Origin of the sequence: Paludisphaera mucosa (assembly GCF_029589435.1) — a bacterium.
Classification (GTDB): domain Bacteria; phylum Planctomycetota; class Planctomycetia; order Isosphaerales; family Isosphaeraceae; genus Paludisphaera; species Paludisphaera mucosa.
The window spans coordinates 4,143,090-4,167,222 of the sequence record NZ_JARRAG010000002.1 but is presented as its reverse complement, the minus strand read 5'-3'; the positions used below and the strand labels follow the sequence as shown (position 1 = coordinate 4,167,222).

General features: G+C 70.0%; 31 protein-coding genes. 26 read left to right on the top strand and 5 right to left on the bottom strand.

All coding sequences use genetic code 11. From position 1 onward, the window contains the following. Window positions 1–22: 22 nt before the first annotated feature. Both PZE19_RS25975 and PZE19_RS25970 read right to left on the bottom strand, forming a co-directional pair. Window positions 23–1,738: a CRTAC1 family protein gene (locus PZE19_RS25975; RefSeq protein WP_277863512.1), complete on the bottom strand. Its 1,716-nt coding sequence runs from the start codon at window positions 1,736–1,738 to the stop codon at window positions 23–25. A 343-nt stretch (window positions 1,739–2,081) separates the two neighbouring features. Then, window positions 2,082–2,624, bottom strand: a complete 543-nt coding sequence (locus PZE19_RS25970) for a hypothetical protein (RefSeq protein WP_277863511.1) — start codon at window positions 2,622–2,624, stop codon at window positions 2,082–2,084. Between the two features lie 335 nt (window positions 2,625–2,959). On the opposite strand from PZE19_RS25970, the gene asnB reads away from it, so the two are divergent. The 3 genes from asnB (at window position 2,960) to PZE19_RS25955 (ending at window position 6,377) form a co-directional block, all read left to right on the top strand. Continuing rightward, window positions 2,960–4,843: an asparagine synthase (glutamine-hydrolyzing) gene (asnB, locus tag PZE19_RS25965; RefSeq protein ID WP_277863510.1), complete on the top strand. Its 1,884-nt coding sequence runs from the start codon at window positions 2,960–2,962 to the stop codon at window positions 4,841–4,843. Window positions 4,844–4,867: 24 nt separating this feature from the next. Further along, a complete protein-coding gene (locus tag PZE19_RS25960) occupies window positions 4,868–5,608 on the top strand; it encodes a metallophosphoesterase family protein (protein WP_277863509.1) in 741 nt (246 codons plus the stop codon). A gap of 292 nt (window positions 5,609–5,900) precedes the next feature. Next, a complete protein-coding gene (locus PZE19_RS25955) occupies window positions 5,901–6,377 on the top strand; it encodes a hypothetical protein (protein WP_277863508.1) in 477 nt (158 codons plus the stop codon). Here PZE19_RS25955 and fabF read toward each other — a convergent pair. Together fabF and PZE19_RS25945 are read right to left on the bottom strand one after the other, a co-directional pair. After that, window positions 6,346–7,638 carry a beta-ketoacyl-ACP synthase II gene (gene fabF, locus PZE19_RS25950; protein WP_277863507.1) on the bottom strand — a complete coding sequence of 431 codons (1,293 nt, stop codon included), beginning with the start codon at window positions 7,636–7,638 and terminating at the stop codon, window positions 6,346–6,348. The genes PZE19_RS25955 and fabF overlap by 32 nt on opposite strands. Before the next feature lie 105 nt (window positions 7,639–7,743). Next, window positions 7,744–8,187, bottom strand: a complete 444-nt coding sequence (locus PZE19_RS25945) for a MarR family winged helix-turn-helix transcriptional regulator (protein ID WP_277863506.1) — start codon at window positions 8,185–8,187, stop codon at window positions 7,744–7,746. 98 nt (window positions 8,188–8,285) lie between these two features. Between PZE19_RS25945 and PZE19_RS25940 the strand changes: the two genes are divergently transcribed. Then, window positions 8,286–9,101: an alpha/beta fold hydrolase gene (locus PZE19_RS25940; RefSeq protein WP_277863505.1), complete on the top strand. Its 816-nt coding sequence runs from the start codon at window positions 8,286–8,288 to the stop codon at window positions 9,099–9,101. Between the two features lie 30 nt (window positions 9,102–9,131). On the opposite strand, the gene PZE19_RS25935 is transcribed toward PZE19_RS25940, so the two are convergent. Further along, the gene (locus tag PZE19_RS25935) at window positions 9,132–10,265 is read right to left on the bottom strand and encodes a hypothetical protein (protein WP_277863504.1); all 1,134 of its coding nucleotides are present in this window, start codon (window positions 10,263–10,265) and stop codon (window positions 9,132–9,134) included. Between the two features lie 318 nt (window positions 10,266–10,583). Between PZE19_RS25935 and rpsJ the strand changes: the two genes are divergently transcribed. The 22 genes from rpsJ to map all read left to right on the top strand — a co-directional run bounded on the left by rpsJ (window position 10,584) and on the right by map (window position 23,793). After that, on the top strand, window positions 10,584–10,916 hold the full coding sequence (rpsJ, locus tag PZE19_RS25930) for a 30S ribosomal protein S10 (protein ID WP_368411336.1): 333 nt from the start codon (window positions 10,584–10,586) through the stop codon (window positions 10,914–10,916). A gap of 323 nt (window positions 10,917–11,239) precedes the next feature. Beyond that, window positions 11,240–11,875, top strand: coding sequence for a 50S ribosomal protein L3 (gene rplC, locus PZE19_RS25925; RefSeq protein WP_277863503.1), 636 nt, complete (start codon window positions 11,240–11,242; stop codon window positions 11,873–11,875). 23 nt (window positions 11,876–11,898) lie between these two features. Then, a complete protein-coding gene (gene rplD, locus PZE19_RS25920) occupies window positions 11,899–12,642 on the top strand; it encodes a 50S ribosomal protein L4 (protein WP_277863502.1) in 744 nt (247 codons plus the stop codon). Between the two features lie 4 nt (window positions 12,643–12,646). Next, the gene (gene rplW, locus PZE19_RS25915; RefSeq protein WP_277863501.1) at window positions 12,647–12,973 is read left to right on the top strand and encodes a 50S ribosomal protein L23; all 327 of its coding nucleotides are present in this window, start codon (window positions 12,647–12,649) and stop codon (window positions 12,971–12,973) included. 119 nt (window positions 12,974–13,092) lie between these two features. Beyond that, window positions 13,093–13,950, top strand: coding sequence for a 50S ribosomal protein L2 (rplB, locus tag PZE19_RS25910; protein WP_277863500.1), 858 nt, complete (start codon window positions 13,093–13,095; stop codon window positions 13,948–13,950). 76 nt (window positions 13,951–14,026) lie between these two features. Continuing rightward, the gene (rpsS, locus tag PZE19_RS25905; protein ID WP_277863499.1) at window positions 14,027–14,308 is read left to right on the top strand and encodes a 30S ribosomal protein S19; all 282 of its coding nucleotides are present in this window, start codon (window positions 14,027–14,029) and stop codon (window positions 14,306–14,308) included. Between the two features lie 103 nt (window positions 14,309–14,411). After that, the gene (rplV, locus tag PZE19_RS25900) at window positions 14,412–14,777 is read left to right on the top strand and encodes a 50S ribosomal protein L22 (protein ID WP_277863498.1); all 366 of its coding nucleotides are present in this window, start codon (window positions 14,412–14,414) and stop codon (window positions 14,775–14,777) included. A gap of 113 nt (window positions 14,778–14,890) precedes the next feature. Then, on the top strand, window positions 14,891–15,592 hold the full coding sequence (gene rpsC / locus PZE19_RS25895; RefSeq protein ID WP_277863497.1) for a 30S ribosomal protein S3: 702 nt from the start codon (window positions 14,891–14,893) through the stop codon (window positions 15,590–15,592). After that, window positions 15,531–15,950: a 50S ribosomal protein L16 gene (gene rplP, locus PZE19_RS25890; protein ID WP_277863496.1), complete on the top strand. Its 420-nt coding sequence runs from the start codon at window positions 15,531–15,533 to the stop codon at window positions 15,948–15,950. The genes rpsC and rplP overlap by 62 nt, the downstream gene beginning before the upstream one ends. Window positions 15,951–16,057: 107 nt before the next feature. Next, window positions 16,058–16,279, top strand: coding sequence for a 50S ribosomal protein L29 (gene rpmC, locus PZE19_RS25885; protein ID WP_277863495.1), 222 nt, complete (start codon window positions 16,058–16,060; stop codon window positions 16,277–16,279). 76 nt (window positions 16,280–16,355) lie between these two features. Beyond that, window positions 16,356–16,706, top strand: coding sequence for a 30S ribosomal protein S17 (gene rpsQ / locus PZE19_RS25880; protein WP_277863494.1), 351 nt, complete (start codon window positions 16,356–16,358; stop codon window positions 16,704–16,706). 43 nt (window positions 16,707–16,749) lie between these two features. Continuing rightward, the gene (gene rplN, locus PZE19_RS25875; RefSeq protein ID WP_277863493.1) at window positions 16,750–17,130 is read left to right on the top strand and encodes a 50S ribosomal protein L14; all 381 of its coding nucleotides are present in this window, start codon (window positions 16,750–16,752) and stop codon (window positions 17,128–17,130) included. 55 nt (window positions 17,131–17,185) lie between these two features. Next, window positions 17,186–17,566, top strand: a complete 381-nt coding sequence (gene rplX, locus PZE19_RS25870; RefSeq protein WP_277863492.1) for a 50S ribosomal protein L24 — start codon at window positions 17,186–17,188, stop codon at window positions 17,564–17,566. An 85-nt stretch (window positions 17,567–17,651) separates the two neighbouring features. After that, window positions 17,652–18,215, top strand: a complete 564-nt coding sequence (gene rplE, locus PZE19_RS25865) for a 50S ribosomal protein L5 (protein ID WP_277863491.1) — start codon at window positions 17,652–17,654, stop codon at window positions 18,213–18,215. Between the two features lie 96 nt (window positions 18,216–18,311). After that, window positions 18,312–18,497: a type Z 30S ribosomal protein S14 gene (locus PZE19_RS25860; protein ID WP_277863490.1), complete on the top strand. Its 186-nt coding sequence runs from the start codon at window positions 18,312–18,314 to the stop codon at window positions 18,495–18,497. A 205-nt stretch (window positions 18,498–18,702) separates the two neighbouring features. Further along, window positions 18,703–19,098 (top strand): 30S ribosomal protein S8, encoded by a 396-nt coding sequence (rpsH, locus tag PZE19_RS25855; RefSeq protein ID WP_277863489.1) that lies wholly within the window; start codon window positions 18,703–18,705, stop codon window positions 19,096–19,098. A gap of 61 nt (window positions 19,099–19,159) precedes the next feature. Further along, the gene (rplF, locus tag PZE19_RS25850) at window positions 19,160–19,711 is read left to right on the top strand and encodes a 50S ribosomal protein L6 (RefSeq protein ID WP_277863488.1); all 552 of its coding nucleotides are present in this window, start codon (window positions 19,160–19,162) and stop codon (window positions 19,709–19,711) included. Between the two features lie 129 nt (window positions 19,712–19,840). Beyond that, window positions 19,841–20,194 carry a 50S ribosomal protein L18 gene (gene rplR / locus PZE19_RS25845; protein WP_303652870.1) on the top strand — a complete coding sequence of 118 codons (354 nt, stop codon included), beginning with the start codon at window positions 19,841–19,843 and terminating at the stop codon, window positions 20,192–20,194. A gap of 141 nt (window positions 20,195–20,335) precedes the next feature. Continuing rightward, complete coding sequence (gene rpsE / locus PZE19_RS25840; RefSeq protein ID WP_277863486.1) at window positions 20,336–20,833, top strand: 30S ribosomal protein S5; 498 nt, start codon at window positions 20,336–20,338, stop codon at window positions 20,831–20,833. Further along, entirely contained in the window at window positions 20,833–21,330 is a 498-nt protein-coding gene (gene rplO / locus PZE19_RS25835; RefSeq protein ID WP_277863485.1) for a 50S ribosomal protein L15, read from the top strand. Before rpsE ends, rplO begins: the two co-directional genes overlap by 1 nt. A gap of 164 nt (window positions 21,331–21,494) precedes the next feature. Then, a complete protein-coding gene (gene secY / locus PZE19_RS25830) occupies window positions 21,495–22,868 on the top strand; it encodes a preprotein translocase subunit SecY (RefSeq protein WP_277863484.1) in 1,374 nt (457 codons plus the stop codon). A gap of 148 nt (window positions 22,869–23,016) precedes the next feature. Beyond that, the gene (gene map, locus PZE19_RS25825) at window positions 23,017–23,793 is read left to right on the top strand and encodes a type I methionyl aminopeptidase (RefSeq protein ID WP_277863483.1); all 777 of its coding nucleotides are present in this window, start codon (window positions 23,017–23,019) and stop codon (window positions 23,791–23,793) included. Window positions 23,794–24,133: the final 340 nt, after the last annotated feature.

Here is a 24,133-nt window from a genome sequence, read left to right as displayed (position 1 = left end):
TCGAGGCCGCGGTCCTCCGCGCTCACTCGTCGCGGACGGTCAGCGTGCGGTCGGCCTCGACGTGTTCGAGGGTCGACTTCCGGCCGCCGGGCCAGGCGATCTCGACGCGGTCGGCGGTCGTGGCGGCGCCCAGGCCGAGGTGGAGTTCGAGGGCGTTCTGCGACTGGTGGGACGACCCGCTGCGCATCTCGCGGATCTGGGTCTTCCCGCCGACCGTGACGGCCGCGCGGGCGTTGATCGCGGGGCTGCCGTGACGGTTGAGCAGGCGGAGCTTCAGCCAGTGGCCCGCGCCCGTCGTGTCGTTGCGGAGCAGCAGGGGGGGCGCGTCCATGGCCGTGAACAGGAGGTCGAGGTCGCCGTCGTCGTCGTAGTCGCCGACGGCCAGCCCACGCGCCGAGGCCGCGACCTGGAAGCCGGGCCCGGCGTCCTTCGAGACGTCGGTGAGCCGCCCCTTGTCGTTGCGGAGCAGGAACGGCCGCTGGCGGTAGGTCTCGTTCAGCTCGGGCGAGAGGTCGACCTGCGGATAGATGTGGCCGTTGGCGATCGCGACGTCGACGTCGGCGTCCTGGTCGTAGTCGAAGAAGGCGCAGCCCCACTTCAGGGCCCGGTAGGTGATCGCCTTGAGCCCGGTCGGGACCGCCACGTCCTGGAAGGCGAGGTCGCCCTCGTTGCGATAGATCGTGGCCGAGTCCTGGGCGAACGTGGTGACGAGGATGTCCGGCAGGCCGTCGCCGTCGAAGTCGGCCGAGTCGACGCCCATGCCGGCCTGCGCCACGCCGCCGCCGTTGACGCCGGCGCCGCTCCAGGTGCCGACCTCGGTGAAGGTGCCGTCGCCGTTGTTGCGGTAGAGGAAGTTGGGGTTGGAGTCGTTGGCCACGAAGACGTCGACGTCGCCGTCCATGTCGAGGTCGGACGCGAGCACGCCCAGGCCGTACGACTCGGCCGTGTCGGTCATGCCGACCGCGTCGGTGACGTCGGTGAAGGCGCCGTCGCCGTTGTTGCGGTAGAACCGGTCGCGGCCGCCGCGCAGGCCGAAGGGGCCGGAGAGGACCTTGACCATGTCGCGCCAGACGGTGGTCCGGCGGGCCGCGAGGACCTCGTCCATCGTGGCTTCGATGTAATTGGCGACGTACAGGTCGAGGTCGCCGTCACCGTCGGAGTCGAAGAAGGCCGAGCCCGCGCCCCAGCCCGCCTCGGCGACGCCGGCCTTCTCGGCGACCTGCTCGAAGGTGCCGTCGCCCTTGTTGCGGTAGAGCCGGTTGGGGCCGAAGTTGGTGACGTAGAAGTCGACCCGGCCGTCGTTGTCGTAGTCGGCGGCCGAGACGCCGCAGCCCCAGCTCTCGTCGGCGACGCCGGCCTTCGCGGTGACGTCCTCGAACGCGCCCTCGCCCTTGTTGCGATAGAGGGCGTTGCGGCCCTTGAGCTTGACCTGCGAAGGCTGCTCGTCCAGCACCCAGGCGTTCACGAGGAAGACGTCCAGACGGCCGTCGCCGTCGTAGTCGACGATCGCGCAGCCGGTGCCGACGGATTCGAGGATGTGATCCTTGTCGGGCCCGCCGCCGTAGAGGACCGTCTTGAGGCCGGCCGCCTCGGCGACGTCCACGAACCTCGGCTGCGGCGGGCCGGGCGTCGGCGTCGGCTTCTCCTCCTTCGCGACGGGAGGCGCCGACGGCGCGGGGCCCCCGCAGGCCGACGTCGCGAGCAGGGGGATGATCAGCAGCAAGCGGAGGCGGTGCACGGCGAGATCCTCAGGCGGACGGTGCAGGAGGCCCCGGATCTGGACGGCCTTCCTCGCTATGGAGAAGGACGATTCGCGGCGGCCGAGGGACGCGCGACCGGTCGTCGCCGATGCGAGGTCCGGACCTCGATAGCCTTCCCCCCTTCGCGGGGGAAGGTGGCCCGAAGGGCCGGATGAGGGGGAGACGAGCACGGAAGCCGTGGCCGTAACATTCGAGCCGTCTGGGTACTCCGACAGGGCCAGGCGCGTCCTCCCCCTCATCCGACCCCTGCGGGGTCTGCCTTCCCCCGCGAGTGGGGAAGGCGTCGGAAGGTCCTGTCTTTCGACCTCCGCGAATCGCCGTTCACTCCGGCGCGATGGCGGCCTCGACGGCCTTGGCCAGCTCGACGCCCAGCGCGTCCAGCTCGGCGGCCGTGGCGCCGGCGCCGGCGCGGCCCACCTTCGAGGCCAGGTCGAGCAGGCCCTTCTTCTCGCGGTTCGTGACCCAGATGTAGTCGGTCTTGGTCTCGACGTCGGTGTTGTGGGTGTGGCCGGCCTTGGCCAGCCGCTGGCGGACGGCCTGGATCTGCTTGTCGCCCTCGTTGGCGATGTTCGTGATCTCGGCCGCGGCCGCTTCGAGGTGGCCGACCCGGCCCGCGGCGTCTTGGGCGGCGGCCTTGAGGTGGCCCTGGGCGGCGCTCTGGTAGCCGATCAGGACGCTCTTGACCAGCTCGTCTTCGGTCGCCTCGATCTCGATGATCGCCGTGGCGAGGTGCTCGTAGGTCGAGGCGGCGACCTTCGCCGCGGAGTCGTGCGCCGGCGCGGCGGCCGGCTGCTGCTGCGAACGCGCGGCCTGGTAGCCGAGCAGGACCACGCAGACGATCGCGACGGGGGTCAAAGATCGCATGGAGCGTCTCCTTGTCGAGGAAGAGGGATCGAGGTGTTTCGCCGCCGGGACGTCGCCCGCGTCGAAGGTCCGAGACCCGGGACGGCGTCCGCCGCATCGGCGTGTCGGAGGCCCGCGGCTCCTCCCGGCTGGTCCATTTCGGACCCGAGGGGAGTCGCGATCCTTTTGTATGCGACCCTGCGCCTCAAGTCCAGCATGCGGCGGCCGCGCTCCGCCTTCCCGGCCGGGGAGGCCTCGGCGATGAAGGGCTTTCGCGACGCCGAACGCTTGCGGTACCCTGAACCGGCGGGAGCGACGACGCGGCGGCTTCGACGGGCGAGAGGATCGGCGACGCGATGTGTGGGATCGCCGGGTTCGTGAACGGCGGGGAGGCGTCCGCGGATCGGTCGGTGGTCGCGGCCATGACCGCCGCCCTCGCGCATCGCGGGCCCGACGGAGACGGCGTGCACGTCGCCGGCCCGGTGGCCCTGGGGCATCGCCGGCTCTCGATCATCGACGTCGAGGGCGGCGCCCAGCCCCTCGCCAACGAGGACGACTCCGTCTGGATCGTCTACAACGGCGAGCTGTACAACGAGCTGGAGCTGCGGCCCGCGCTCGAAGCGAAGGGCCACCGCTACCGGACCCATTGCGACACCGAGACGCTCGTGCACCTCTACGAGGAGGTCGGCGACGCGTTCGTCGAGCGGCTCAACGGCATGTTCGCCCTGGCGATCTGGGACGGCCCCCGCCGCAGGCTGGTGCTGGCGCGCGACCGGATGGGCCAGAAGCCGCTCTACTACGCCGAGCTGCCCGGCGGCGGCCTGGCGTTCGGATCCGAGCCCAAGGCGCTGCTGAAGCACCCGGACGTCCCCCGCGCGCTCGACCCCGACGGCCTGGCGCGCTACCTCTTCTACGAGTACGTCCCCGCCCCCTACTCGATCTGGCGAGGCGTCCGCAAGCTGCCGCGCGGGCACGTCCTGACCTGGGAGGACGGCCGCGTCGAGGTCTCGCGGTTCTTCCCCCGGCCCGGCGACCCGCGCGACCCGAGCCCGCCGCCGTTCGAGGAGGCCGCCTCGCGGTTCTGGGGCTCGTTCCGCAACTCGGTGGCCCGCCACCGCCGCTCGGACGTCCCGCTCGGCGTCTTCCTGTCCGGCGGGGTCGATTCGTCGAGCGTCGCCGCGGCCCTCTGCGAGGTCGAGCCCGCCGCGAGCGTCCACACCTTCTCGATCGGCTTCGAGGACCCCAGCTTCGACGAGAGCGGCCACGCGCGGGCCGTGGCGAAGCTCCTGGGGACCGACCACCACGAGCGGACCTTCTCGGTCGAGCAGGTGCTCGAATTGCTGCCCCAGGTCGCGGCCTGGCTCGACGAGCCGTTCGGCGACGCCTCCGTCCTGCCGACGCACCTGCTCAGCCGGTTCGCCCGCGAGCACGTCACGGTCGCGCTCGGGGGCGACGGGGCCGACGAGCTGATCGCCGGCTACCCGACCTTCGAGGCCGAACGCGCCGCCAGGCTCTTCCGCGGCCTCCCCCGCCCCGCCCGCGCGCTGGCCGAGGCCGCCGTCGGCCGGCTGCCCGTCGACCACCGCAACTTCAGCCTCGACTTCAAGCTCAAGCAGTTCCTCCGCGGCGCGGCCGAGGCCCCCGCCCTCGCCCACCAGCGCTGGCTGGGCTCGTTCTCGGGCCCCGAGCTGGCCCGGCTGCTCGTCCGGCCGCCGATCGACGTCGAGGCCGAGCACGCCGCGCTCGCCGCCCGGATCGCCGCCGAGACCCCCGGCGACCCGCTCGACCGCTCGCTCGCCCTCTACCAGGAGACCTACCTCCCCGAGGACATCCTGACAAAGGTCGACCGCGCCAGCATGGCCTGCGGCCTGGAGGTCCGCGCCCCCTTCCTGGACGCGGCCCTGGTCGACGAGGTGCGGGGCCTGCCGTCGTCGTACAAGTACGGCAAGGGGACGACCAAGCGGCTGCTCAAGCGGGCCGCCGCCGACCGGCTGCCGGACTCGATCCTGAAGCGGCCCAAGAAGGGCTTCGGCATCCCCGTCGCCCGCTGGCTGCGCGGGCCGCTCGCCCCCCTGCTCGACCGACTCCTCTCCCCCGACCGCCTGCGGGCCCAGGGCCTCTTCCGGCCCGAGGAGGTCGCCCGCCGCGTCGCCGAACACCGCGCCGGCGTCCGCGACCACCGCAAGCCGCTCTGGACGCTCCTGATGTTCCAGCTCTGGCACGAACAATGGCTCGAATGATGGTTATCGAGATTAAGGAATAGGATGAGGATCCTCGTCGTCTCCGACGTCCACGCCAACCGCGCGGCCCTCGCCGCGATCGACGAACCCCACGACGCCTGCTTCTGCCTGGGGGACCTGGTCGACTACGGCCCGGAGCCCTCCCCGTGCGTCCGCTGGGCGATGGCGAACGCCGACTACGCCGTGCGCGGCAACCACGACCACGGCGTCGCCCAGGAGGTCCCCGTCACGGGCGACGTCGGCTTCCGCTACCTGACGCGCGTCACCCGGCCCGACCAGTGGGACGCGCTGGGGCCCGAGGAGCGCAAGTACCTGCTGCAGCTCCCCGTGACGCAGCGGGTGACGCTCGGCGACCTCCGCTTCCTGCTCGTCCACGCCACGCCCCGCGACCCGCTCGACGAGTACCTGCTCCGCGACGAGGCCGCCTGGGCCCGCCGGCTGGAGAACGTCGACGCCGACGTCATCTGCGTGGGCCACTCGCACATGCAGTTCAAGCTCAAGGTCGGCGACCAGCTCGTCGTCAACCCCGGCAGCGTCGGCCTCCCCCGCGACGGCGACCCCCGCGCCGCCTATGCGATCATCGAGGACGGCCGCGTCGAGCTGAAGCGGATCGCCTACCCCATCGAGGAGACCATCGCGGCCATCCAGTCCGCCCCCTGGCCCGACCGCGCCCGGACCATGCTCACCCACGTCATCCGCAACGGCCGCCTCCCCATGCCCAACGGCGTCGAAGAACCCGCCGCCGCGCCCGACGGCGACGGCTGAAATCGAACCCGCCGAGATCGGCTTCGTTGCCGGAACCGAGCCAATCCTGTTTCTGGCTCAAGGTCAATGTTTCATTAAGGTTACGTCGAATCCAATTGGCTTCGCTCGTTCATATCGATAGTGTTTTCGAACTCCCGGATCCCGCTGACGACGTCGTGCCGGAGACCCTGCGAAGCGCAGCATCCCTTATCCCTTACCATGCGACCGAATCGCCGATTTGGAACGACGCCGCGCCGGATTCTCGGCGATTCCGTCCCGTTCCGGCCCGCCCCTCGCTCCGTCGGAGGCCGTCATGCGTTTGCAGCGCCAGGCGTTCGAGGTGTTCGCCGACTATCACCAGTTCTACCTGTGGGATCGGGGCATGACCCAGGAGGCTCCGGAGGAGTACACCGACGAGGACGTGCGTCGACGCATCAAGACCGGCCCGCACGTCGTCGTGATCCAGCCGGAGCGGGACATGACCGTGGCCGTCGAGGTGGAGATCCACGACGCCGAGCCGGCCTGCGACCTCGACGCCTGGGACCACGTCGCCGAGGCGAGCCTGCATCTGCGCACGGGGCGGCTCCAGGTCCACGAATGCACCGGCGGCCCGGTCGCCGAGTTCGCCATCGAGCCGGGCTGGTATCGGGTCCGTTCGCACCACGGCGGTTTCGACACGATCGAAGAGGCTGGGACCGATGGCGACGACCACTACCTCGCCGTGCTGTGGCCGGCCCCGGCCGACGACGTGCGGATCCTCAAACAATGGGATCCCGGCTCGCCGAGTTGATGGGCCGGTCCAGCGAGCCGATCGCCAGGCACGAGTTGTGGCCGCCGAAACCGAAGCTCGTCGAAAGCGCGGCGCGGACGGGCATGGAGCGGGCGACGTTGGGGACGTAGTCGAGGTCGCAGTCGGGATCGGGGTTTTCGAGGTTGATCGTTGGGGGGACGACCCCGTGGACGATCGCCAGGGTGGCGGCGATCAGCTCGATCGCCCCGCTGGCCCCGCAGAGGTGGCCGGTCATCCCCTTGGTGCTGCTGATCGCGACGCGGTACGCACGATCGCCGAGGGCCTGCTTCAGGGCTTTCGTCTCGACCGCGTCGCCCAGTCCGGTGCTGGTGGCGTGGGCGTTGATGTAGTCGACGTCGGCCGGATTCAGGCCCGCGTCGTCCATCGCCAGGCGGATCGCGCGGGCCGCGCCGAGGCCGTCGGGGTGGGGGGCGGCGATCCCGTAGGCGTCGTTCGTGCGGGCGTAGCCGAGGAGTTCGACGTAGATCCGCGCGCCGCGGCGGCGGGCGTGTTCCAGGTCTTCCAGCACCACGACGCCGGCCCCCTCGGCCAGCACGAAGCCGTCGCGGTCGCGGTCGAAGGGTCGGCTTGCGGCCTGAGGGGCGTCGTTGCGGGTCGAGAGGGCGCGCGAGGCGACGAAACCGCCCAGGCCCATCGGCGTGATCGGGGCCTCCGCTCCGCCGGCGAGCATGACGTCGGCCTCGCCGCGCTGGATCGCGCGGTAGGCGTCGCCCACCGCGTCGGCGGCCGACGAGCAGGCCGAGGCCACCGCGGCGCTCGGGCCCATCAGCCCGAACTCGATCGCGATCGATGCGGGCGCCGCGTTGGGCATCATCTTGGGGATCACGAACGGACTGATCCGCCGCGGCCCCGCCCTCAGGTACGCGCCGTGGCCCGCCTCGAACTCGTTCAGCCCGCCGATGCCGCAACCCAGCACGACCCCGCGGCGGAACGGGTCGCCGGCCGCGAGGTCCAGCCCGGCGTCGCGCACGGCCTCGGCCGCCGCGCAGACCGCGAACTGGGCGACCCGGTCCATCCGTTTCGCCGCCTTCGGATTCGGCAGCATCGCCGTACTGAACCCCTTCACCTCGCCTGCGAAGCGCACGGGGAAGGCGCCCGGGTCGAATTGCTCGATCGGCCCGACGCCGCTCCTCCCGGCGCACAGGCCGGCCCAGGATTCCGCCACGCTCGATCCCAGCGGATTCACCGTCCCCATCCCCGTGATCACCACCCGCCGCCATCCCGACCGCCTCGTCTCCATCGTCCCCCCTCGGAAAGCCCGCCGACCTCGCCCCGAACGCGATCGTTCGTCGCTTTGTGTATCGGCAACCGGATGTAGATACACGCCTTCCGCCAAAAAAAGTCCTCAATCGCGGAGCTTGCGGGCCGCGGCCCGGACGCTCGCGCTGAGCCGGGATCCCAGGGCGGCCTCGGCCTCGCGCTGGGCGACCCGCCAGCGCTCGTTGGCCTGCCGGAAGAGGCTCTCTCCTTGGGGCGTCAACGAGACCACGGTGTGGCCGCCGTCGGACGCATGGGCCATGTCGATGAGCCCTTCCGAGCGGAGCATTTTGAAGTTCCGGCTCAGCGTCGACGGGTCGAAGCCCAGCTGCTCGGCCAGCACCGACGGCGTGACCTTGCCGTGTTTCGCGACCGCCCCGAGGAGCAAGACCCGGGCGATCGTCAGCCCCAACGGCGCGACCGTCGCCTCGTAGCGATTCGTGAGCAGGCGGCTCAGCAGCCGGGCGTGGCCCGCCAGGCAGGCCGAGGCCATCTCGTCCGCCAGTTCGTGGATCGGTCGCTCGGCGCTCATGGGCTTCTCTTGTAGCCGCATTCCGTTGTAAATACAATCGAGCTTCGCCGGGCCGGGCCGTCCGCCGGCTCGATGTCTTCGGCACGGATGCGAGGGGAATGATGGAGATCCCGATTCCAAACCAGAGCCCGGCCGAGCATGAGGCGTGGCTGCGAGGCCGGGTGCTGCGGTTCCTCACCCCGCGGCCGACGCCTCGCGCCCCGCGCGACGATGAGTTGTTGGGCCGGGGCGCCCCTCTGGATCTCGAATGCGGCCTGGCGGCGACCTCGTGGGGCGAGGGCCCGATCGTCCTGCTCGCCCACGGCTGGGAAAGCCGTCGCTCGCACTGGGGGGCCTTCCTCGCACCCCTGGCCGACGCCGGCCTGCGCGTCGTGGCCGTCGACGCCCCCGCCCACGGCGATTCGCCGGGCGAGACCGTCAACGTTCTGCAATACGGCCGGACGCTCGCCGCGATCGGTGCGGAGCTGGGCCCGCTGGCCGGGATCGTGGGCCACTCGTTCGGCGCCGCGGCGACGGCCGTGGCCCTCCGGCGTGGGCTGCGGGCGAGTCGTGCAGTCCTGATCAGCGGCCCGTCGTCGCTCCTCGGCATGGTGGGGCGCTGGTGCGCCCGCCACCAGATCGAGGGCGTCGACGCCGAACGCTTCCTGGCCCTGGTCGAGCAGGACGTGGGCGAGCCGCTCGCAGACCTGGACGTCGCCCGCTTCGCGGCCGGCCTGACCGTCCCCGCCCTGGTGGTCCACGACCAGGGGGACGATGCGATCCCGGTGGCGGAGGCCCGCGCGGTGGCCTCGGCCTGGCCGGGGGCCACGTTGCGCATCACCGAACGCTACGGCCACCGCCGGATCCTGATCGCCAGGGAGGTGATCCGCGAGGTCGCGGCGTTCGTGAAACAGGGCGTCGCGGGCGGCGGATGACGACGGCGGGACGGCCCGCCGTTCGCAACCTCAGCGTCCCTTCCGCGCGAGCCGTAGCCGGCCCACGCCGAGCGCGGCGATCGTCGCCCAGATGAGGACCGTCGACGGCTCGGGGACCGTCTCGGGCGTCATCAGGAAGGCGTGGAACTGGCCGTCGATCGTCCCCTGGCCGACGATCGCGCCCGCGTCATTGATGTCCGTCGCGTTCAGGTCGCTCCAGCCGCCGGGCGACGGCAGCAGGTCGACGAGCTTCTGCATGGTCGAGCCGTCGGACAGGAAGCCGTTGCCCACGACCTGTCCGGCGTCGTTGATGGCCGTGGCGACGTTCATGACGGGCGAGCGCATCGGGTCGGGCCTGCTGTTCGCTCCGGTTTTCAGGTCGTAGACCTGGAAGGTCAGGCCCGCCCCGTACCAATGCTCCTGGATCAACACCTGGCCACGATCGTTGATCCCCACCACGCGGGCGTCCAAGCCGGCCATGCCGTTGCCCGGCGTGTAGCCGACGTACGACGTCCGGCCGTCCTGGTAGACGACGGGACGGTAACCATTGAAGAGTTCGCGGTTCCACGGCACGTAGGGGGCTTCTTGCGTGTAAACCGTCCCCCCGATCGTCCCCGAGTCGTTCACGGCGTACGGGATGATCGGCAGCGACGTCGACACGCCTCCCGAGACGCTCGACGGCGCGACGTACGAGCCGTCGATCTTCACCGCCGGCGGATCCTCCTTCGTCTGGTCGAAATACGGCTGCACGCCCGACTGCGTCGACCCGACGTACTGGCCGGAATTGTTGATCGAGGTGTACGCACCCCCGACGACCTGGCCGCTGTCGTTGATCGACGTCGCCAGGCCCCCCGTGGGCGCGATCGAGGTCATCGTCGAGCCGTCGGAGAGGAACGACCTGGCCCCATCGCCGTTCCCGAGGAACCGACCCGGGTTGGCGTTCGCCCGGATCAACGGCGCGTAGACGCCGTCGCCGTCGTTATAGGAGATCCCGACGACCTGGCCCTGATTGTTGATCGAGGTCGCGACGCTGCTGGAGGTACCCGGCAGCGTCCCGAGATCGACAATCTTGTACGGGACCGCGCGGGCCTCGGCCGTCCAGGCGGAGACGAGCAAGAGGGCCGGAAGGAGTCGTCGATAGGCGAGTTGCGTCGATAAGTTCATTAAGACCCTCCCTGGTCTCGGGCGGTCGATCGAGGGCGGGCCGGCGTCCATCACCGGCGGCTGCGAACGGCCCCGCAGTCGTGAGACGGCTTTTATAAGTTTCGGATCGAATCCGGTCAAGTACGCCATGCGTGGATCGTGGGACGGCCCCTCGCGGTTGGGGTTGCATCGAAGATTCCGAGAAAAAACGGCGAGGAGTCCGGTTGACGGTCTGGGGGGGTCGCGTTACACTCTTACTTTCCTGCGTGACGAGCGACTTAAGGTGGGACGGACCTACCTCGGATCGGACGGGTTTCGGGCCGGAAGGACGTGACTGCGGTGGCGGGTATCAGCAACGAGCGGATTCGAATCCGGATGGAAGCCTACGATCACACCATCCTGGATCAATCGGCCAAAGACATCGTCGACACGGCCAAGCGGACCGAGGCCATCGTTCACGGACCGATCCCCCTGCCGACGCGGATCGAGCGCTACACGGTGCTCCGCAGCCCGCACATCGACAAGAAGTCGCGGGAGCAGTTCGAGATCCGGACGCACAAGCGCCTGATCGACATCGTCCAGCCGACGAACAAGACCATCGACGCCTTGAACAAGCTGAGCCTGCCCGCGGGCGTGGACATCAAGATCAAGGCTTCGCCGTCGGGCTCCTGAGCCGCGAAGGCGAGGTAGAGGATTGAATCGTCCGGCGTCGGCTGTTAGAGTCGACGCTCCGGATTCATGGCTTCCTGGACCGCGTACGACTGTACGTGCACGTCCGGACGCGTCGGACGCCTCAATCGGCCTCGGCCGAGAGACAGCCCCGGCGTCGGGAATGGGATCGCCGAAAAGCCTGGCCGCGATCCCCCCGTCGAAGCCCGCCCCACCCCAGGTTGATTGGAACACGCCTCGCCGCGAGGCCCGCCGGGCGTCCCGGATCCCCGGGCCCGGCCTCGGCCGGCGGTAGCGCCGCCACCGGTTGTACACGGAGTTCGACGATGCGAGTGGGACTGCTGGGACGGAAGGTCGGAATGACCCAGATCTTCCAAGAGGACGGCACCGCCGTCCCGATCACGGTTCTGGAGTGCGGCCCCTGCACCGTGCTGCAGGTCCGCACCGACGACGTCGACGGCTACCACGCGGTCCAGCTCGGCTTCGACGACAAGAAGCGGAAGAACGCGACCCAGGCCGAGCGGGGCCACGCCAAGAAGGTCGACGCCGAGCCCAAGCGATACGTCCGCGAGATCCGCCAGGCGGGCCCCGTGGTCGACGTCCAGGCCGGGGCCAAGCTGACCGTCGAGGTCTTCAGCGAGATCAAGAACGTGGACGTCACCGGCGTCAGCAAGGGCCGGGGCTTCTCGGGCGTCATCAAGCGTCACGGGTTCCGCGGCCTGCGGGCGACCCACGGCGTCAAGCGGATGCACCGCCATCCCGGCTCCTCCGGCCCCAGCGCCGACCCGTCGCGGACCCGCAAGGGCATCCGCAAGCCGGGCCAGTTCGGCAACACGCAGGTGACCGTGCGGAACCTGGAAGTCGTCCGGATCGACCCGACCAACAACCTCTTGCTGCTCCGCGGCGCCGTGCCCGGCCCCAACGGCGGCTACCTGACCGTCCGTCAGACCAACAAGGGCTGAGTCGGGTTCGCGGACCCTCGGAGATGGATGCGATCACCATGCTGACGATTCCTGTATACAACGCCGACGGCGCCAAGGTGGGCGAGGAGCAGGTCGACCCGGCCGCGTTCGGCGGCGAGGTCAACAAGCAGCTCCTGCACGACGTCGTCCTGATGCACCTGGCGGCCCGCCGGGTCGGGACCGTCAACACCCGCGGCCGCGCCGACGTCGCCGGCTCGGGCAAGAAGCTGTTCCGCCAGAAGGGGACCGGCAACGCCCGCGCCGGCTCGAAGCGCACCAACAAGCGGAAGGGCGGCGGCGTCGCCTTCGCCCGCCGCAACCGCGACTACCGCTACAGCCTCCCCCGGCGGGCCGTGCGGGCCGCCGTGCGGATGGCCCTGCTGTCCAAGTTCCAGGACAACCAGGTGCTGGTGCTCGAGGGCCTGAAGCTCGACCAGCCCAAGACCCGGGTCGTCGCCAAGGCCCTGAAGGCCATCGCCCGGCCCGACCTCACCGAGGCCGAGTCCGTCGAGGCCGTCGGCGAGACCAAGGCGCAGGCCGCCCGCCGCACCCTCGACGGCCGCACGATCCTGCTGGGGATCGCCGCCGCCGACCCGGTCCTCTACCGCAGCGCCCGCAACATCGACGGCGTGCAGGTGGCCCCGGTCTCCGAGTTCAACACCTACGACGTGCTCAAGCAGCGCTACCTGGTCCTCACCCGCGAGGCGCTGGCGGCCCTGATCGAGCGCGTGAAGACCCAGTCGGCGCGCCGCGCCGTGGAGGCCTGAGACCATGGTAACGCTCCGCCGAGCCCCGGCCTACACCCGCAAGGGCCCGCCGCTCGACCCCCACCAGGTGGTCGTCCGGCCGCTGATCACCGAGAAGGCGACCCACCTCTCGGAGCGGCACAACGCCTACACCTTCGAGGTCAACCCGCTGGCGGGCAAGACCGAGATCAAGGCGGCCGTCGAGACCCTGTTCAACGTCAAGGTCCGCGACGTCCGCACCCAGAACCGCAAGGGGAAGCTGCGGCGGGTCCGCCTCCAGCAGGGCCGCACCCGGGGCTGGAAGAAGGCGATCGTCGCCCTCCACGACGACTACCGGATCGACTTCTATTGACCTGACCTGAGCCGACCGAAATCAGGGACGCGGCGGGCCCCGGGCCCGCCCCCCGGGACCGAACACCGAGACGCGAAGGGGCGCGGCCGCCAGCCGGCCGCCCGCAGAGGGATCCAGCGATGGGCATCCGCTACTACAAGCCGACCAGTCCGGGCCGCCGCAACGCGTCGGTCAGCGACTTCTCGGAGCTGACCGACAAGAACAAGAAGCCTGAGAAGTCGCTCACCGAGCCGCTCAAGAAGACCGGCGGGCGCAACAACCAGGGCTTCATCACCGCCCGGCACCGCGGCGGCGGCCACAAGCGGATGTACCGGATCATCGACTTCCGGCGCAACGACCGCGACGGCCAGCCGGCCCAGGTCACGCACATCGAGTACGACCCCAACCGGTCGGCCCGGATCGCCCTGATCGTCTACCCCGACGGCAAGAAGCGATACATCGTCGCCCCCGAGGGCCTCAAGGCCGGGATGACCGTCAACTCGGGCCCCGACGCCGAGCCCAAGGTCGGCAACTGCATCCCCCTGAGCCGGATCCCGACCGGGCAGTCGATCCACAACATCGAGATGCAGCCCGGCGGCGGGGCCAAGCTCTGCCGGTCGGCCGGCGTCTCGGCCACCCTGACCGCCCGCGAGGGCGACTGGGCCCAGATCACCCTGCCCTCGGGCGAGGTCCGCCGCATCCCGTCGACCTGCCGGGCGACGATCGGCGTGGTGGGCAATTCCGATCACATGAACATCCGCCTCGGCAAGGCCGGGCGGTCGCGGTGGCTGGGCCGCCGGCCCCACGTCCGGGGCATGGCCATGAACCCGGTCGACCACCCGATGGGCGGCGGCGAGGGCCGGTCCAAGGGCCACACGCCGCAGTCGCCCACGGGCGTGCTGGCGAAGGGCGGCAAGACCCGCCGCCGCCGCAAGCCGTCGAACAAGGCGATCATCCGCCGCCGCGTGAGCGTCCGCTACGGCCAGCTCAAGGTCTAGTCCCGAGCCCTCGCCGGGGCGGCGAGCCGCCGCCCCATCGGTCCTCGTCCATCGTCATTCAAGGGAAGCCGCATTCATGGGACGTTCGCTCAAGAAAGGCCCGTACGTCGTCGAACGGCTGCTGGAGAAGGCCGTCAAGGTCGACGTCACCGGCAGCCGCGAGCCGATCAAGACCTGGGCCCGGTCCTGCACCATCGTGCCCGAGTTCATCGGCAAGAACTTCGCGATCCACAACGGCAAGAACTTCATCAAGCTGTACGTCACCGAGGACATGGTGGGCCACAAGCTCGGCGAGTTCGCGCCGACGCGGACCTTCCGGAGCCATGGCGGCAAGTCCGCGAAGGGCGCCCGGAAGTGACCCCCCGGCGGCGGGCCCCGGCCGCCGCCCGATCCAGAGAGACGAGACGGACGGGGCCCGACCCCGGCCCGGCCCCCAGCGGACCTAACACGAGACCCCGGTCATGAGCACCACCATCGCCGAATACACGGCCAGCCACCGCTTCGCCCGCATCTCGGTGCGGAAGGTGCGGCCCCTCCTGGACCTCGTCCGCGGCAAGTACGCCGACGACGCCCTGGACATTTTGAAGTACATGCCCCACCGCGGGGCCCGGATGGTCGAGGCGGTGCTCAAGAGCGCCATGGCCAACGCCGAAGACCGCGGCGTCCGCCACGCCGGCGACCTGGTGATCGTGGACGCGCGGGGCGACGGCGGGCCGATGTTCAAGCGGCTGATGCCGCGGGCCCGGGGCATGGCCTACCTGATCCGCCGCCGCAGCAGCCACATCGCGATCGGGCTCGAGGACTTCACCAAGGCCGACGAGGCCTGACCCGGGACGGACCACCCCCCGGCCGGTCGGCCGCCGCGGCCGACGACCGCCGAGGATCCTGCGAACGAAGAGGACGAGAGATGCGTATCCAACAAGCCGGGGGACTCTGAGCGATGGGCCAGAAGGTTCGACCGACCGGGTTCCGCGTGGGCATCATGGAGGACTGGCGCAGCCGCTGGTACGCCTCCAAGCACGAGTTCGCCGACCTCCTGGTCGAAGATTTCAAGATCCGCAAGTTCATCAAGAACAAGTACGGCTTCGCCGGCATCCCCAAGATCGAGATCGAGCGCACCCGCGACGCCGTGACGGTCCTGCTGTCGACGGCCCGCCCGGGCGTGGTGATCGGCCGCAAGGGGGCCGAGGTCGAGAAGCTCCAGGAGGAGCTGCAGAACCTCACCGGCCGGCGGATCGAGATCAAGATCGTCGAGGTGGGCCGCCCCGAGATCGACGCCCAGCTGATCAGCGAGGACATCGCCGAGCAGCTCCAGAAGCGGTCGAGCTTCCGGCGGACGATCAAGCGGTCGCTCGAGCAGACGATGGACGGCGGGGCCAAGGGGGTCAAGGTCCAGCTCTCGGGCCGGCTCGGCGGCGCCGAGATGTCGCGGACCGAGGCGGCGGCGAAGGGGTCGGTGCCCCTGAGCACGCTGCGGGCCCGCATCGACTACGGCTTCGCCGAGGCCAAGACGGCCCAGGGCCACATCGGCGTCAAGGTATGGGTCAACCAGGGCGACTATTTGAAGATGGAGGCGACCGATGGCGCTGATGCCCAAGCGGGTCAAGTATCGAAAAAGCCAAAAAGGCCGCGTAAAAGGTAACGCCACCCGCGGCAACTACGTCGCCTTCGGCGAGTACGGCCTGCAGACCCTCGATCCCGGCCGCATCAGCGCCCAGACGATCGAGGCCGGCCGCGTGGTCGCCAGCCAGGCGGTCAAGGGGGGCGGCAAGCTCTACATCCGGATCTTCCCCCACAAGAGCGTGACCGCGATCCCGGCCGAGACCCGAATGGGCAAGGGCAAGGGCGAGGTCGAGTTCTGGGCCGCCGTGGTCAAGCCGGGGACGATCCTCTACGAGATCTCGGGCCTCAGCGAGGACGCCGCCCGCGCCGCGTTCAACCGGGTGGCCCACAAGATGCCCGTCACCTGCCGCTTCGTGACCCGCCGGCCGACGGTCTGACCGACCGGACGGCCGCGGGGACCGACGGGGGGCGACCAGACGACCGAAGACCGACGAGACCGGGGGCCCGCCGCGGGCCGAGACGACCGGAAGGACGAAAAGGACCCATGAGCAAGGCCTCCGAACTCCGCGACCATTCCGACGAGCAGCTCGAGCTGCAGCTGAAGGACGTCCAGAAGAACCTGTTCCGCCTCCGGCTCCAGAGCGAGACCGAGCGGCTCGAGGCCCCCAGCGAGATCATCAAGGCCCGGCGCGAGATCGCCCGCATCAAGACGATCCTCCGGGGCCGCGAGATCGAGCGCGAGAAGGCCGCCGGGGCCGCCTCCTGAACCCCCCGCGCGGGGGGCCCCGGGCCGCCTTCGCGGCCGCCCCCCCGGCCTCAACCCCAGGATCGAAGCACGCACGATGAGCCAGCCCAGCCCCGCGAAAGCCCAGCCGACGCCCGCCCGCAGCCCCCGCAAGACGGAGGTCGGGGTGGTCGCGTCCGACAAGATGAACAAGACCCGCCGGGTCGTGGTCGAGCGGCTCGTGCCCCACGACAAGTACGGCAAGCTGATGAAGCGGCGGACCGTCTGCCACACCCACGACGAGGCCAACGAGTCCCACGTCGGCGACCTGGTCGAGATCATGGAGACCCGGCCGCTGTCGAAGCTCAAGCGGTGGCGGCTGGTGCGGATCATCCGCAAGGGCGCGCAGCAGGCGCTCGCCGGCGAGGGCGAGGCCGCGGCCGCCGCCCCGCCCGCGGCCGCCGAGTGACCGGCGCCCGCCCCGACCCCGACCACCGAAAGGCTCCCGACCCATGATCCAGATGCAGACCCGGCTCGACGTGGCCGACAACACCGGCGCCAAGGAAGTGATGTGCATCAAGGTGCTCGGCGGCAGCGCCTCCCGCTACAAGCGGCGGGCCGCCGGCCTGGGCGACACCATCATCGCCAGCGTCAAGAAGGCGTCCTCGGGCGGCGACGTGAAGGCGGGCGACGTCGTCCGCTGCGTCATCGTCCGGACCCGCAACCAGGCCCGCCGGCCCGACGGCAGCTACGTCAAGTTCGACCGCAACGCGGTCGTCCTGATCGACAACGAGAAGAACCCCCGCGGCACGCGGATCTTCGGGGCCATCGCCCGCGAGCTCCGCGACCGCCAGTTCATGAAGATCATCAGCCTGGCCGCCGAGGTCGTCTGAGCGACCGAGGCCGAACGCCGGGCGGGCCCGCCCCGCCCCGCAGAGCGAGCGAACCATGCACATCCGCAAAGACGACCAGGTGGAAGTCATCGCCGGCGACGACAAGGGGACCCCTTCGAGCCGACGGATCGCCAAGGTGCTGCGCGCGATCCCCTCGAAGAACAAGGTGGTCGTCCAGGGCGTCAACCGCGTCTACAAGCACATGAAGCCGAGCCAGAAGAACCCGCAGGGCGGCCGGCTCTCCAAGGAAATGCCCGTCGACGTCTCGAACGTCATGCTCTTCTGCCCGAAGTGCAACCGGGGGGTCCGCCAGGGCGCCCGGTTCACCGCCGAGGGCCGCAAGGAGCGCTACTGCAAGAAGTGCGGCCAGGGCCTGGGGACGCTCGGCCCCAAGAAGCCGGCCCACGCCGAAGCCGCCAAGGCGGCCCCCCGCTGAGACCCCCGCGCCGGCCGCCGGGGGCGTGACCCCGCCGGGCCGGAGACCGCGCCCCCGCCGCCGCCGATATTGAAGGAACCCGGGTATGGCTCGCCTCCAAGAACTGTACAAGAACGAGATCAAGCAGGCGGTCGCCGCCAAGTTCAGCCTCGACAACCCGATGGCGATCCCCAAGATCGACAAGATCGTCGTCAACATGGGCGTCGGCCGGGCCACCCAGGACAAGACGATCCTGGAGTCGGCCGCCGAGAGCCTGGGGCGGATCACCGGCCAGCGGCCGGCGCTGACCAAGGCCAAGACCTCGGTCTCGGGCTTCAAGCTCCGCGAGGGGAACGACATCGGCTGCAAGGTGACCCTCCGCGGGGCGCGGATGTACGAGTTCCTCGACCGCCTGGTCTCCATCGCCCTGCCCCGTATCCGCGACTTCCGCGGCATCAACCCCAACAGCTTCGACGGCCACGGCAACTACAGCCTGGGCCTGGCCGAGCAGGTCGTCTTCCCCGAGATCGACGCCGACCGGATCCAGCACACCCACGGCATGGACGTGACCATCGTCACCACCGCCAAGACCGACGATCAGGCCCGCGAGCTGCTCCGCCTCTTCGGGCTCCCCTTCCGGCAGCCCGGCGCGCGGACCGGCGGCAAGTAAGCCGACGTCCGAATCCCGAACGAACTCCGAAACAGCCACGACGCGAATTGACCGGTCGCCGCGAGGCGTCCCCCCTACGGTCCTGGAAGGTTGAGCATGTCGACCAAGGCCCAGAAGATCCGATCCGAGACGCCCCGCAAATTCGCCGTCCAGCACCGCAACCGGTGCCGGCTCTGCGGTCGCCCCCGCGCCTACTACCGCAAGTTCGGCATCTGCCGGATCTGCTTCCGGAACCTGGCCAGCCGCGGCCTGATCCCGGGCGTCAAGAAGGCGAGCTGGTAGCGCGTCCCCCCGGCCGGACCGGCGTCCGACCGGGCCGCGAGCCGCCAGCGGGCTCCGATCGACAGAAACCACCCCGTACACCGAACCGCTCTTGTCGCGTCCGTCCGAGTCGCCCGCCGCGCCGACGCTCCCCGGCCGTCGGGGCCGCCCCGAAGCGGCCCCCCCGGGGGCGTTACCCGCGACGGTTCAGGAAGGCTTCCCCGCCATGATGACCGACCCGATCGCCGATATGCTGACCCGGATCCGCAACGCCGTCCGGATCGAGCGCACCTCCCTCGACATGCCCGCGTCCAAGATGCGCAAGGGGATCGCCCAGGTCCTCAAGGACGAAGGCTACATCTGGGACTTCGAAGAGATCGAGACCGTCCCCGCCCGCACCCTCCGGCTGCACATGAAGTACGGCCCCAACGGCGAGCGGCTGATCACCAAGATCGACCGGATCAGCAAGCCCGGCCGGCGGGTCTACCGCGGCTACAAGGAGCTGAAGCCGGTTCTGGGCGGCATGGGCATCCAGATCCTCAGCACGCCCCGGGGGATCGTCAGCGACCGCCGCGCCCGCACCGACAAGGTCGGCGGCGAGGTGCTGGCCATGATCTACTGAGTCGGCCGGACCCCCGGGCCTCGAAACACCCAACGCATCCCCGAACGAGGAAGACGGAGCCATGTCCCGCATCGGTCGAAAGCCGGTCGTCGTCCCGGCCAACGTGAAAGTCGCGATCGCCGACTCGACGATCCAGGTCGAGGGGCCCAAGGGCAAGCTCAGCTACGCCCACCGCCCCGAGGTGGGCGTGACCTTCGACGAGGCCAAGAAGGAAGTCCTGGTCGTACGCCGCGACGACGAGCGGCTCAGCCGGGCGCTCCACGGCCTCACCCGCAGCCTCGTCGCCAACATGGTCGAAGGGGTGGCGACGGGCTACACCAAGAAGCTCGAGATCGTCGGCGTCGGCTACCAGGCGCAGCTCAAGAAGGCGAACACGGTGGCGCTCCAGGTCGGCTACGCCAACCAGATCGTCCTCGAGGCCCCCGCCGGCGTGAGCGTGGCCGTCCCCGACGCGACCCACATCACCGTGACCGGCGCCGACAAGCAGGCCGTCGGCCAGTTCGCCGCCGAGATCCGCCGGGTCCGCCCCCCCGAGCCCTACAAGGGCAAGGGCATCCGCTACGAGGGCGAGGCCGTCCGCCGCAAGGCGGGCAAGGCGTTCGGCTCGAAGTAAACCCGTTCCCCCGAGAGACCCGCAAGACCCTAGCCCGAGACGGCGCCGGCCCCGTCCCCCCAGACGCGAGCCCCGCCGGCCGCCGACAGCGAGAGGATCGTTCCCGTGGACACCGCCAACCACCACCACCTGGTCCAGACGCGACGCGTGCGCCGTCAGCGCCGGGTCCGCAAACGCCTCGAAGGGACGCCCGAGCGCCCCCGCCTGGCCGTCTTCCGCAGCTCGAAGCACATCTACGCCCAGGTGATCGACGACCAGGCGGGCAAGACCCTGGCCCAGGCGAGCACCCTCGACCCCGACATCAAGGCCGAGCTGAAGTACGGCGGCAACAAGGCCGCCGCCTCGGTCGTCGGCCGGGTCGTCGCCGAGCGCGCCAAGGAGGCCGGCGTCGCCAAGATCTGCTTCGACCGACGCAGCTACAAGTACCACGGCCGCGTCGCGGCCCTGGCCGACGCCGCCCGCGAGGGCGGGCTCCAGTTCTAATCCGACGCGACCCGCACACGACCTGACCCGAGCCCGACCGACCCCCCGTTGCCGAATCCCGAATCCGTCGTCGCGTCGCCCGATCCCGGTCGACAGGCCGGCCGGACCGCATCATACTGGCAGAGAGAAGGAGCATCCTACGTGTCGACCGATCAGCGAGACCGCGACCGCGACCGAGGCGACTGGGTGGAGAGCGTCGTCGCCATCCGCCGCTGCGCCGCCGTCGTGAAGGGGGGCCGCCGGTTCAGCTTCAACGCGCTCGTCGTGGTCGGCAACGGCCGCGGACAGGTGAGCTGGGGCTACGGCAAGGCGAACGAGGTCCCCCCCGCCGTCGAGAAGGGCGTCAAGGACGCCCACAAGCAGATGAAGCGGGTCCAGCTCAAGGGGACCACCATCCCCCACGCCGTCGTCGGCAAGTTCGGCGCGGCCAGCGTCCTGCTGATGCCCGCCAGCCCCGGAACCGGCGTCATCGCCGGCGGCGCCGTCCGCGCCGTGGTCGAGGCGGCCGGCATTCGCGACGTCCTCACGAAGAGCTTCGGCTCCACCAACAAGCTCAACCTGGTCAAGGCCGCCATCCAGGGCCTGGGCCAGCTCCGCACCAAAGAAGAGATCGCCCGCCTCCGGGGAGTCCAGCTCTGATGCAACTGCACGACGTCACCCAGGGAATCCAGCGCCGCAAGAAGCGGAAGCGCGTCGGCCGCGGCGTCGGCTCCGGCCACGGCAAGACCTCGAGCAAGGGCCACAAGGGCCACTCGTCGCGCCAGGGCTTCAAGCTCAGCCCGCTGTTCGAAGGCGGCCAGATCAGCCTGGCCCGCCGCGTCCCCAAGCGCGGGTTCTTCAACGGCGCCTTCAAGAAGCACTACGCCCTGCTCAACATCGGCGACCTCGAGGTCGTCTTCGCCCAGGCCGGCGTCGTCGACGAGGCCGCGCTGCGGGCCAAGGGCGTCGTCAAGGGCTACGCCCACGACGGCATCAAGGTCCTCGGCGATGGCGAGCTGACCAAGGCGCTGGAAGTCCACGCCACCAAGTTCAGCGAATCCGCCGCCGCCAAGATCGTGGCCGCCGGCGGCAAGGCCGTCGTCGTCCCGTACATCGGCAAGGTCAAGAAGGACGCGGACGAAGCCGCCGCCTCCTGAGCCCGGCCACGCTCCTTCACCCATCGCCGCGGGCCCGCCGATCAGCGATCGACGCGCCGGCGGCCGTCCTATCAGACCTGGGGCGACGCCCCGCGGGGGACCCGCCGGGCCCTCGCACCGATTGAACCGAGAGACGACCCAGGCCCCAGCGGAGGCGATCGCGCGTGGACAAGCTGATCACCATCTTCAAGATCCCCGAACTCCGGCGGAAGATCCTGTTCACCGCCCTGCTTTTGGCGATCTACCGGATCGGGTTCTACGTCCCGCTGCCGATCGTCAACCAGGCCCAGCTCCGCAACTGGGAAGAGCAGCTCAACACCAACGCCGCCGGCAAGATCTTCGGCACCGTGGCCATGTTCGGCGGCACGTCGATCGGCATGAGCACGATCTTCGGCCTGGGGATCATGCCGTACATCTCGGCGTCGATCATCTTCCAGCTCCTGGGCAGCGTCGTCCCCTCGCTCGAAGCCATGATGAAGGAAGGCGAGAGCGGCCGCAAACGGATCAACGAATACACCCGCTACGCCACGGTCGTGTTATGCGCGGTGCAGAGCGCGTTCTGGGTGCAATACATGATGAGTCCCCAGATGAACGTGGTGCTTCCACAGTACCGCGACGTCTGGCACGGCCTCGTCAGCGTCTGCATCATGACGGCGGGGACCGTCTTCCTGATGTGGATCGGCGAGCAGATCGACGAGTACGGCATCGGCAACGGCATCAGCCTCTTGATCATGGCGGGCATCCTCTCGCGGCTTCCGGTGGCCCTGCAAGGGCTCTGGCAGAACGCCACGACGCGGCTCACCCCCGAGCCCGGCAAGTACGGCATCGTCACGCTCGTCCTGCTGGCGTGCTTATTCGTGGCCGTGGTCGTGGGCGTGATCGCGATCACCGAGTCGCAGCGGCGGATCCCGACCCAGTCGGCGAAGCACGTCCGCGGCCGCCGGGTCTTCGGCGGGACCCGCCAGTACCTGCCGCTGAAGGTGAACCAGGCCGGCGTCATGCCGATCATCTTCGCCTCCAGCCTGCTCATCTTCCCGTCCCTGATCTTCAACGGCGTGGCGCGGGCGACCGCGTCGTTGAGGTCGGAGACCTGGACGATCGGCTCGTTCTTCGCGACCATGTTCCAGGATCTGGCCGACGCCTTCCAGCGTCAGAGCTACGTCTACACGGTCTGCAACATCATCATGATCTACTTCTTCTGCTACTTCTGGACGGCCATCACCTTCAACCCGAAGGACATGTCCGAGAACCTGAAGGACTACGGCAGCTTCATCCCGGGATACCGCCCGGGGCGGCGCACGGCCGAGTACCTGGAGAAGGTCATGCTGCGGATCACCTACGTCGGGGCGGCCTTCCTGTCGCTCGTCGCCGTGATCCCGTCCCTGGTCCAGAACGGCCTGAACGTCGACTTCACCGTCGCCCAGTTCCTGGGCGGCACGGGCCTCCTGATCGTCGTCAGCGTCTGCCTCGACCTCGTGCAGAAGATCGACAGCCACCTCGTCATGCGGAACTACAAGGGCCTCGTGAACCGCAAGTGACGCCGGGAGACAGCGCATCGTGTCATCGCACCGCGGACCGGGCCGCCGCCCCTCGCCGCCGTCCTTCCTCGCCGGAGCCGTCCGGCGACCGGACGGAGTGGGCGGCTCGAAGCCGGGACCGGGCCCCTCGGCGGGCCGGGGGAGTTCCGTGATCCAGCTCAAGAGCCCCCGCGAGATCGCCCTGATGCGCGAGGCCGGCCGCCTCGTCAACCGGGCCCTGGAAGCCGCCCGCCGGCTCGCCGTGCCGGGGGCGACGACCGCCGACCTCGACGAGGCCGTGGCGGCCGTCTTCCGCGAGGCCGGGGCCACCCCCCTGTTCCTGGGCTACCCCTGCTCGACCAAGGGGAAGCCGGCCTTCCCGGCCGTCATCTGCTCCAGCGTCAACGAGCACGTCGTCCACGGCATCCCCAACCGCCGGCCGCTCCGCGAGGGCGACGTCGTCTCCGTGGACACCGGCTGCCGGCTGAACGGCTGGTGCGGCGACTCGGCCGTGACCCTGGCCGTCGGCGAGGTCGCCCCCGACGTCAAGAAGCTCCTGGCCGTGACCGCCGAGACCCTCGACCTGGCCGTCCGGGCCATGGGCCGCTGCCGACTCTGGTCCGAGGTCGCCGCGGTCATGGAGCAGTACGTCAAGAGCCAGGGCTTCTACGTCATCGAGAAGTTCGTGGGCCACGGCATCGGCAAGGACATGCACGAGGAGCCGCAGGTCCCGAACTTCGTCAGCAAGGCGCTCCGCAGGAACGACATCCGGCTCGAGCCGGGCGTCGTTCTGGCCGTCGAGCCCATGGTCGCGATGGGGACCAAGGACGTCCGGACCCTCGACGACGGCTGGACCGTCGAGACCCGCGACCGCCGCCCCAGCGCCCACTTCGAGCACACGATCGCCATGACCCCCGACGGACCCGAGGTCCTCACCCTGCCGTGAGCCGGGGGAACGGATGCGAGGGCGGCGGCCGGGACGGCCCGGGATTCATCGCAAAATAATCTTGACGAATGGGGTCCTGACGCCCCTTGCGTAAGTGGAGGAGGATCGTTAGCATAGTCGAATTCCCCTGAAGACCCGTCAGGCCTTAGTGCGCCTGGGCTTCCTGAAGCTCCAGCGATCGACGGGTCGAGAGGCGAGGGCGTTCATCGAGACTTCGGGCGGCCGCCGCGGGAATCGCGGCCGTTCGAAGCCGCGTCGTTTCCGGCCCCCTCCGGTCGTCGGCCGGCCCGGGGCCGCTCGCGGGTCGGGCCCGCCCGATCGACCCGGGCCGATGAACGAC

Coding starts and splice junctions, on each gene's coding strand:
- PZE19_RS25970 (WP_277863511.1), bottom strand. CDS start 2,624: ATGCGATCTTTGACCCCCGTCGCGATCGTCTGCGTGGTCCTGCTCGGC.
- asnB (WP_277863510.1), top strand. CDS start 2,960: ATGTGTGGGATCGCCGGGTTCGTGAACGGCGGGGAGGCGTCCGCGGAT.
- PZE19_RS25960 (WP_277863509.1), top strand. CDS start 4,868: ATGAGGATCCTCGTCGTCTCCGACGTCCACGCCAACCGCGCGGCCCTC.
- PZE19_RS25955 (WP_277863508.1), top strand. CDS start 5,901: ATGCGTTTGCAGCGCCAGGCGTTCGAGGTGTTCGCCGACTATCACCAG.
- fabF (WP_277863507.1), bottom strand. CDS start 7,638: ATGGAGACGAGGCGGTCGGGATGGCGGCGGGTGGTGATCACGGGGATG.
- PZE19_RS25945 (WP_277863506.1), bottom strand. CDS start 8,187: ATGAGCGCCGAGCGACCGATCCACGAACTGGCGGACGAGATGGCCTCG.
- PZE19_RS25940 (WP_277863505.1), top strand. CDS start 8,286: ATGATGGAGATCCCGATTCCAAACCAGAGCCCGGCCGAGCATGAGGCG.
- PZE19_RS25935 (WP_277863504.1), bottom strand. CDS start 10,265: ATGAACTTATCGACGCAACTCGCCTATCGACGACTCCTTCCGGCCCTC.
- rplC (WP_277863503.1), top strand. CDS start 11,240: ATGCGAGTGGGACTGCTGGGACGGAAGGTCGGAATGACCCAGATCTTC.
- rplD (WP_277863502.1), top strand. CDS start 11,899: ATGGATGCGATCACCATGCTGACGATTCCTGTATACAACGCCGACGGC.
- rplW (WP_277863501.1), top strand. CDS start 12,647: ATGGTAACGCTCCGCCGAGCCCCGGCCTACACCCGCAAGGGCCCGCCG.
- rplB (WP_277863500.1), top strand. CDS start 13,093: ATGGGCATCCGCTACTACAAGCCGACCAGTCCGGGCCGCCGCAACGCG.
- rpsS (WP_277863499.1), top strand. CDS start 14,027: ATGGGACGTTCGCTCAAGAAAGGCCCGTACGTCGTCGAACGGCTGCTG.
- rplV (WP_277863498.1), top strand. CDS start 14,412: ATGAGCACCACCATCGCCGAATACACGGCCAGCCACCGCTTCGCCCGC.
- rpsC (WP_277863497.1), top strand. CDS start 14,891: ATGGGCCAGAAGGTTCGACCGACCGGGTTCCGCGTGGGCATCATGGAG.
- rplP (WP_277863496.1), top strand. CDS start 15,531: ATGGCGCTGATGCCCAAGCGGGTCAAGTATCGAAAAAGCCAAAAAGGC.
- rpmC (WP_277863495.1), top strand. CDS start 16,058: ATGAGCAAGGCCTCCGAACTCCGCGACCATTCCGACGAGCAGCTCGAG.
- rpsQ (WP_277863494.1), top strand. CDS start 16,356: ATGAGCCAGCCCAGCCCCGCGAAAGCCCAGCCGACGCCCGCCCGCAGC.
- rplN (WP_277863493.1), top strand. CDS start 16,750: ATGATCCAGATGCAGACCCGGCTCGACGTGGCCGACAACACCGGCGCC.
- rplX (WP_277863492.1), top strand. CDS start 17,186: ATGCACATCCGCAAAGACGACCAGGTGGAAGTCATCGCCGGCGACGAC.
- rplE (WP_277863491.1), top strand. CDS start 17,652: ATGGCTCGCCTCCAAGAACTGTACAAGAACGAGATCAAGCAGGCGGTC.
- PZE19_RS25860 (WP_277863490.1), top strand. CDS start 18,312: ATGTCGACCAAGGCCCAGAAGATCCGATCCGAGACGCCCCGCAAATTC.
- rpsH (WP_277863489.1), top strand. CDS start 18,703: ATGATGACCGACCCGATCGCCGATATGCTGACCCGGATCCGCAACGCC.
- rplF (WP_277863488.1), top strand. CDS start 19,160: ATGTCCCGCATCGGTCGAAAGCCGGTCGTCGTCCCGGCCAACGTGAAA.
- rplO (WP_277863485.1), top strand. CDS start 20,833: ATGCAACTGCACGACGTCACCCAGGGAATCCAGCGCCGCAAGAAGCGG.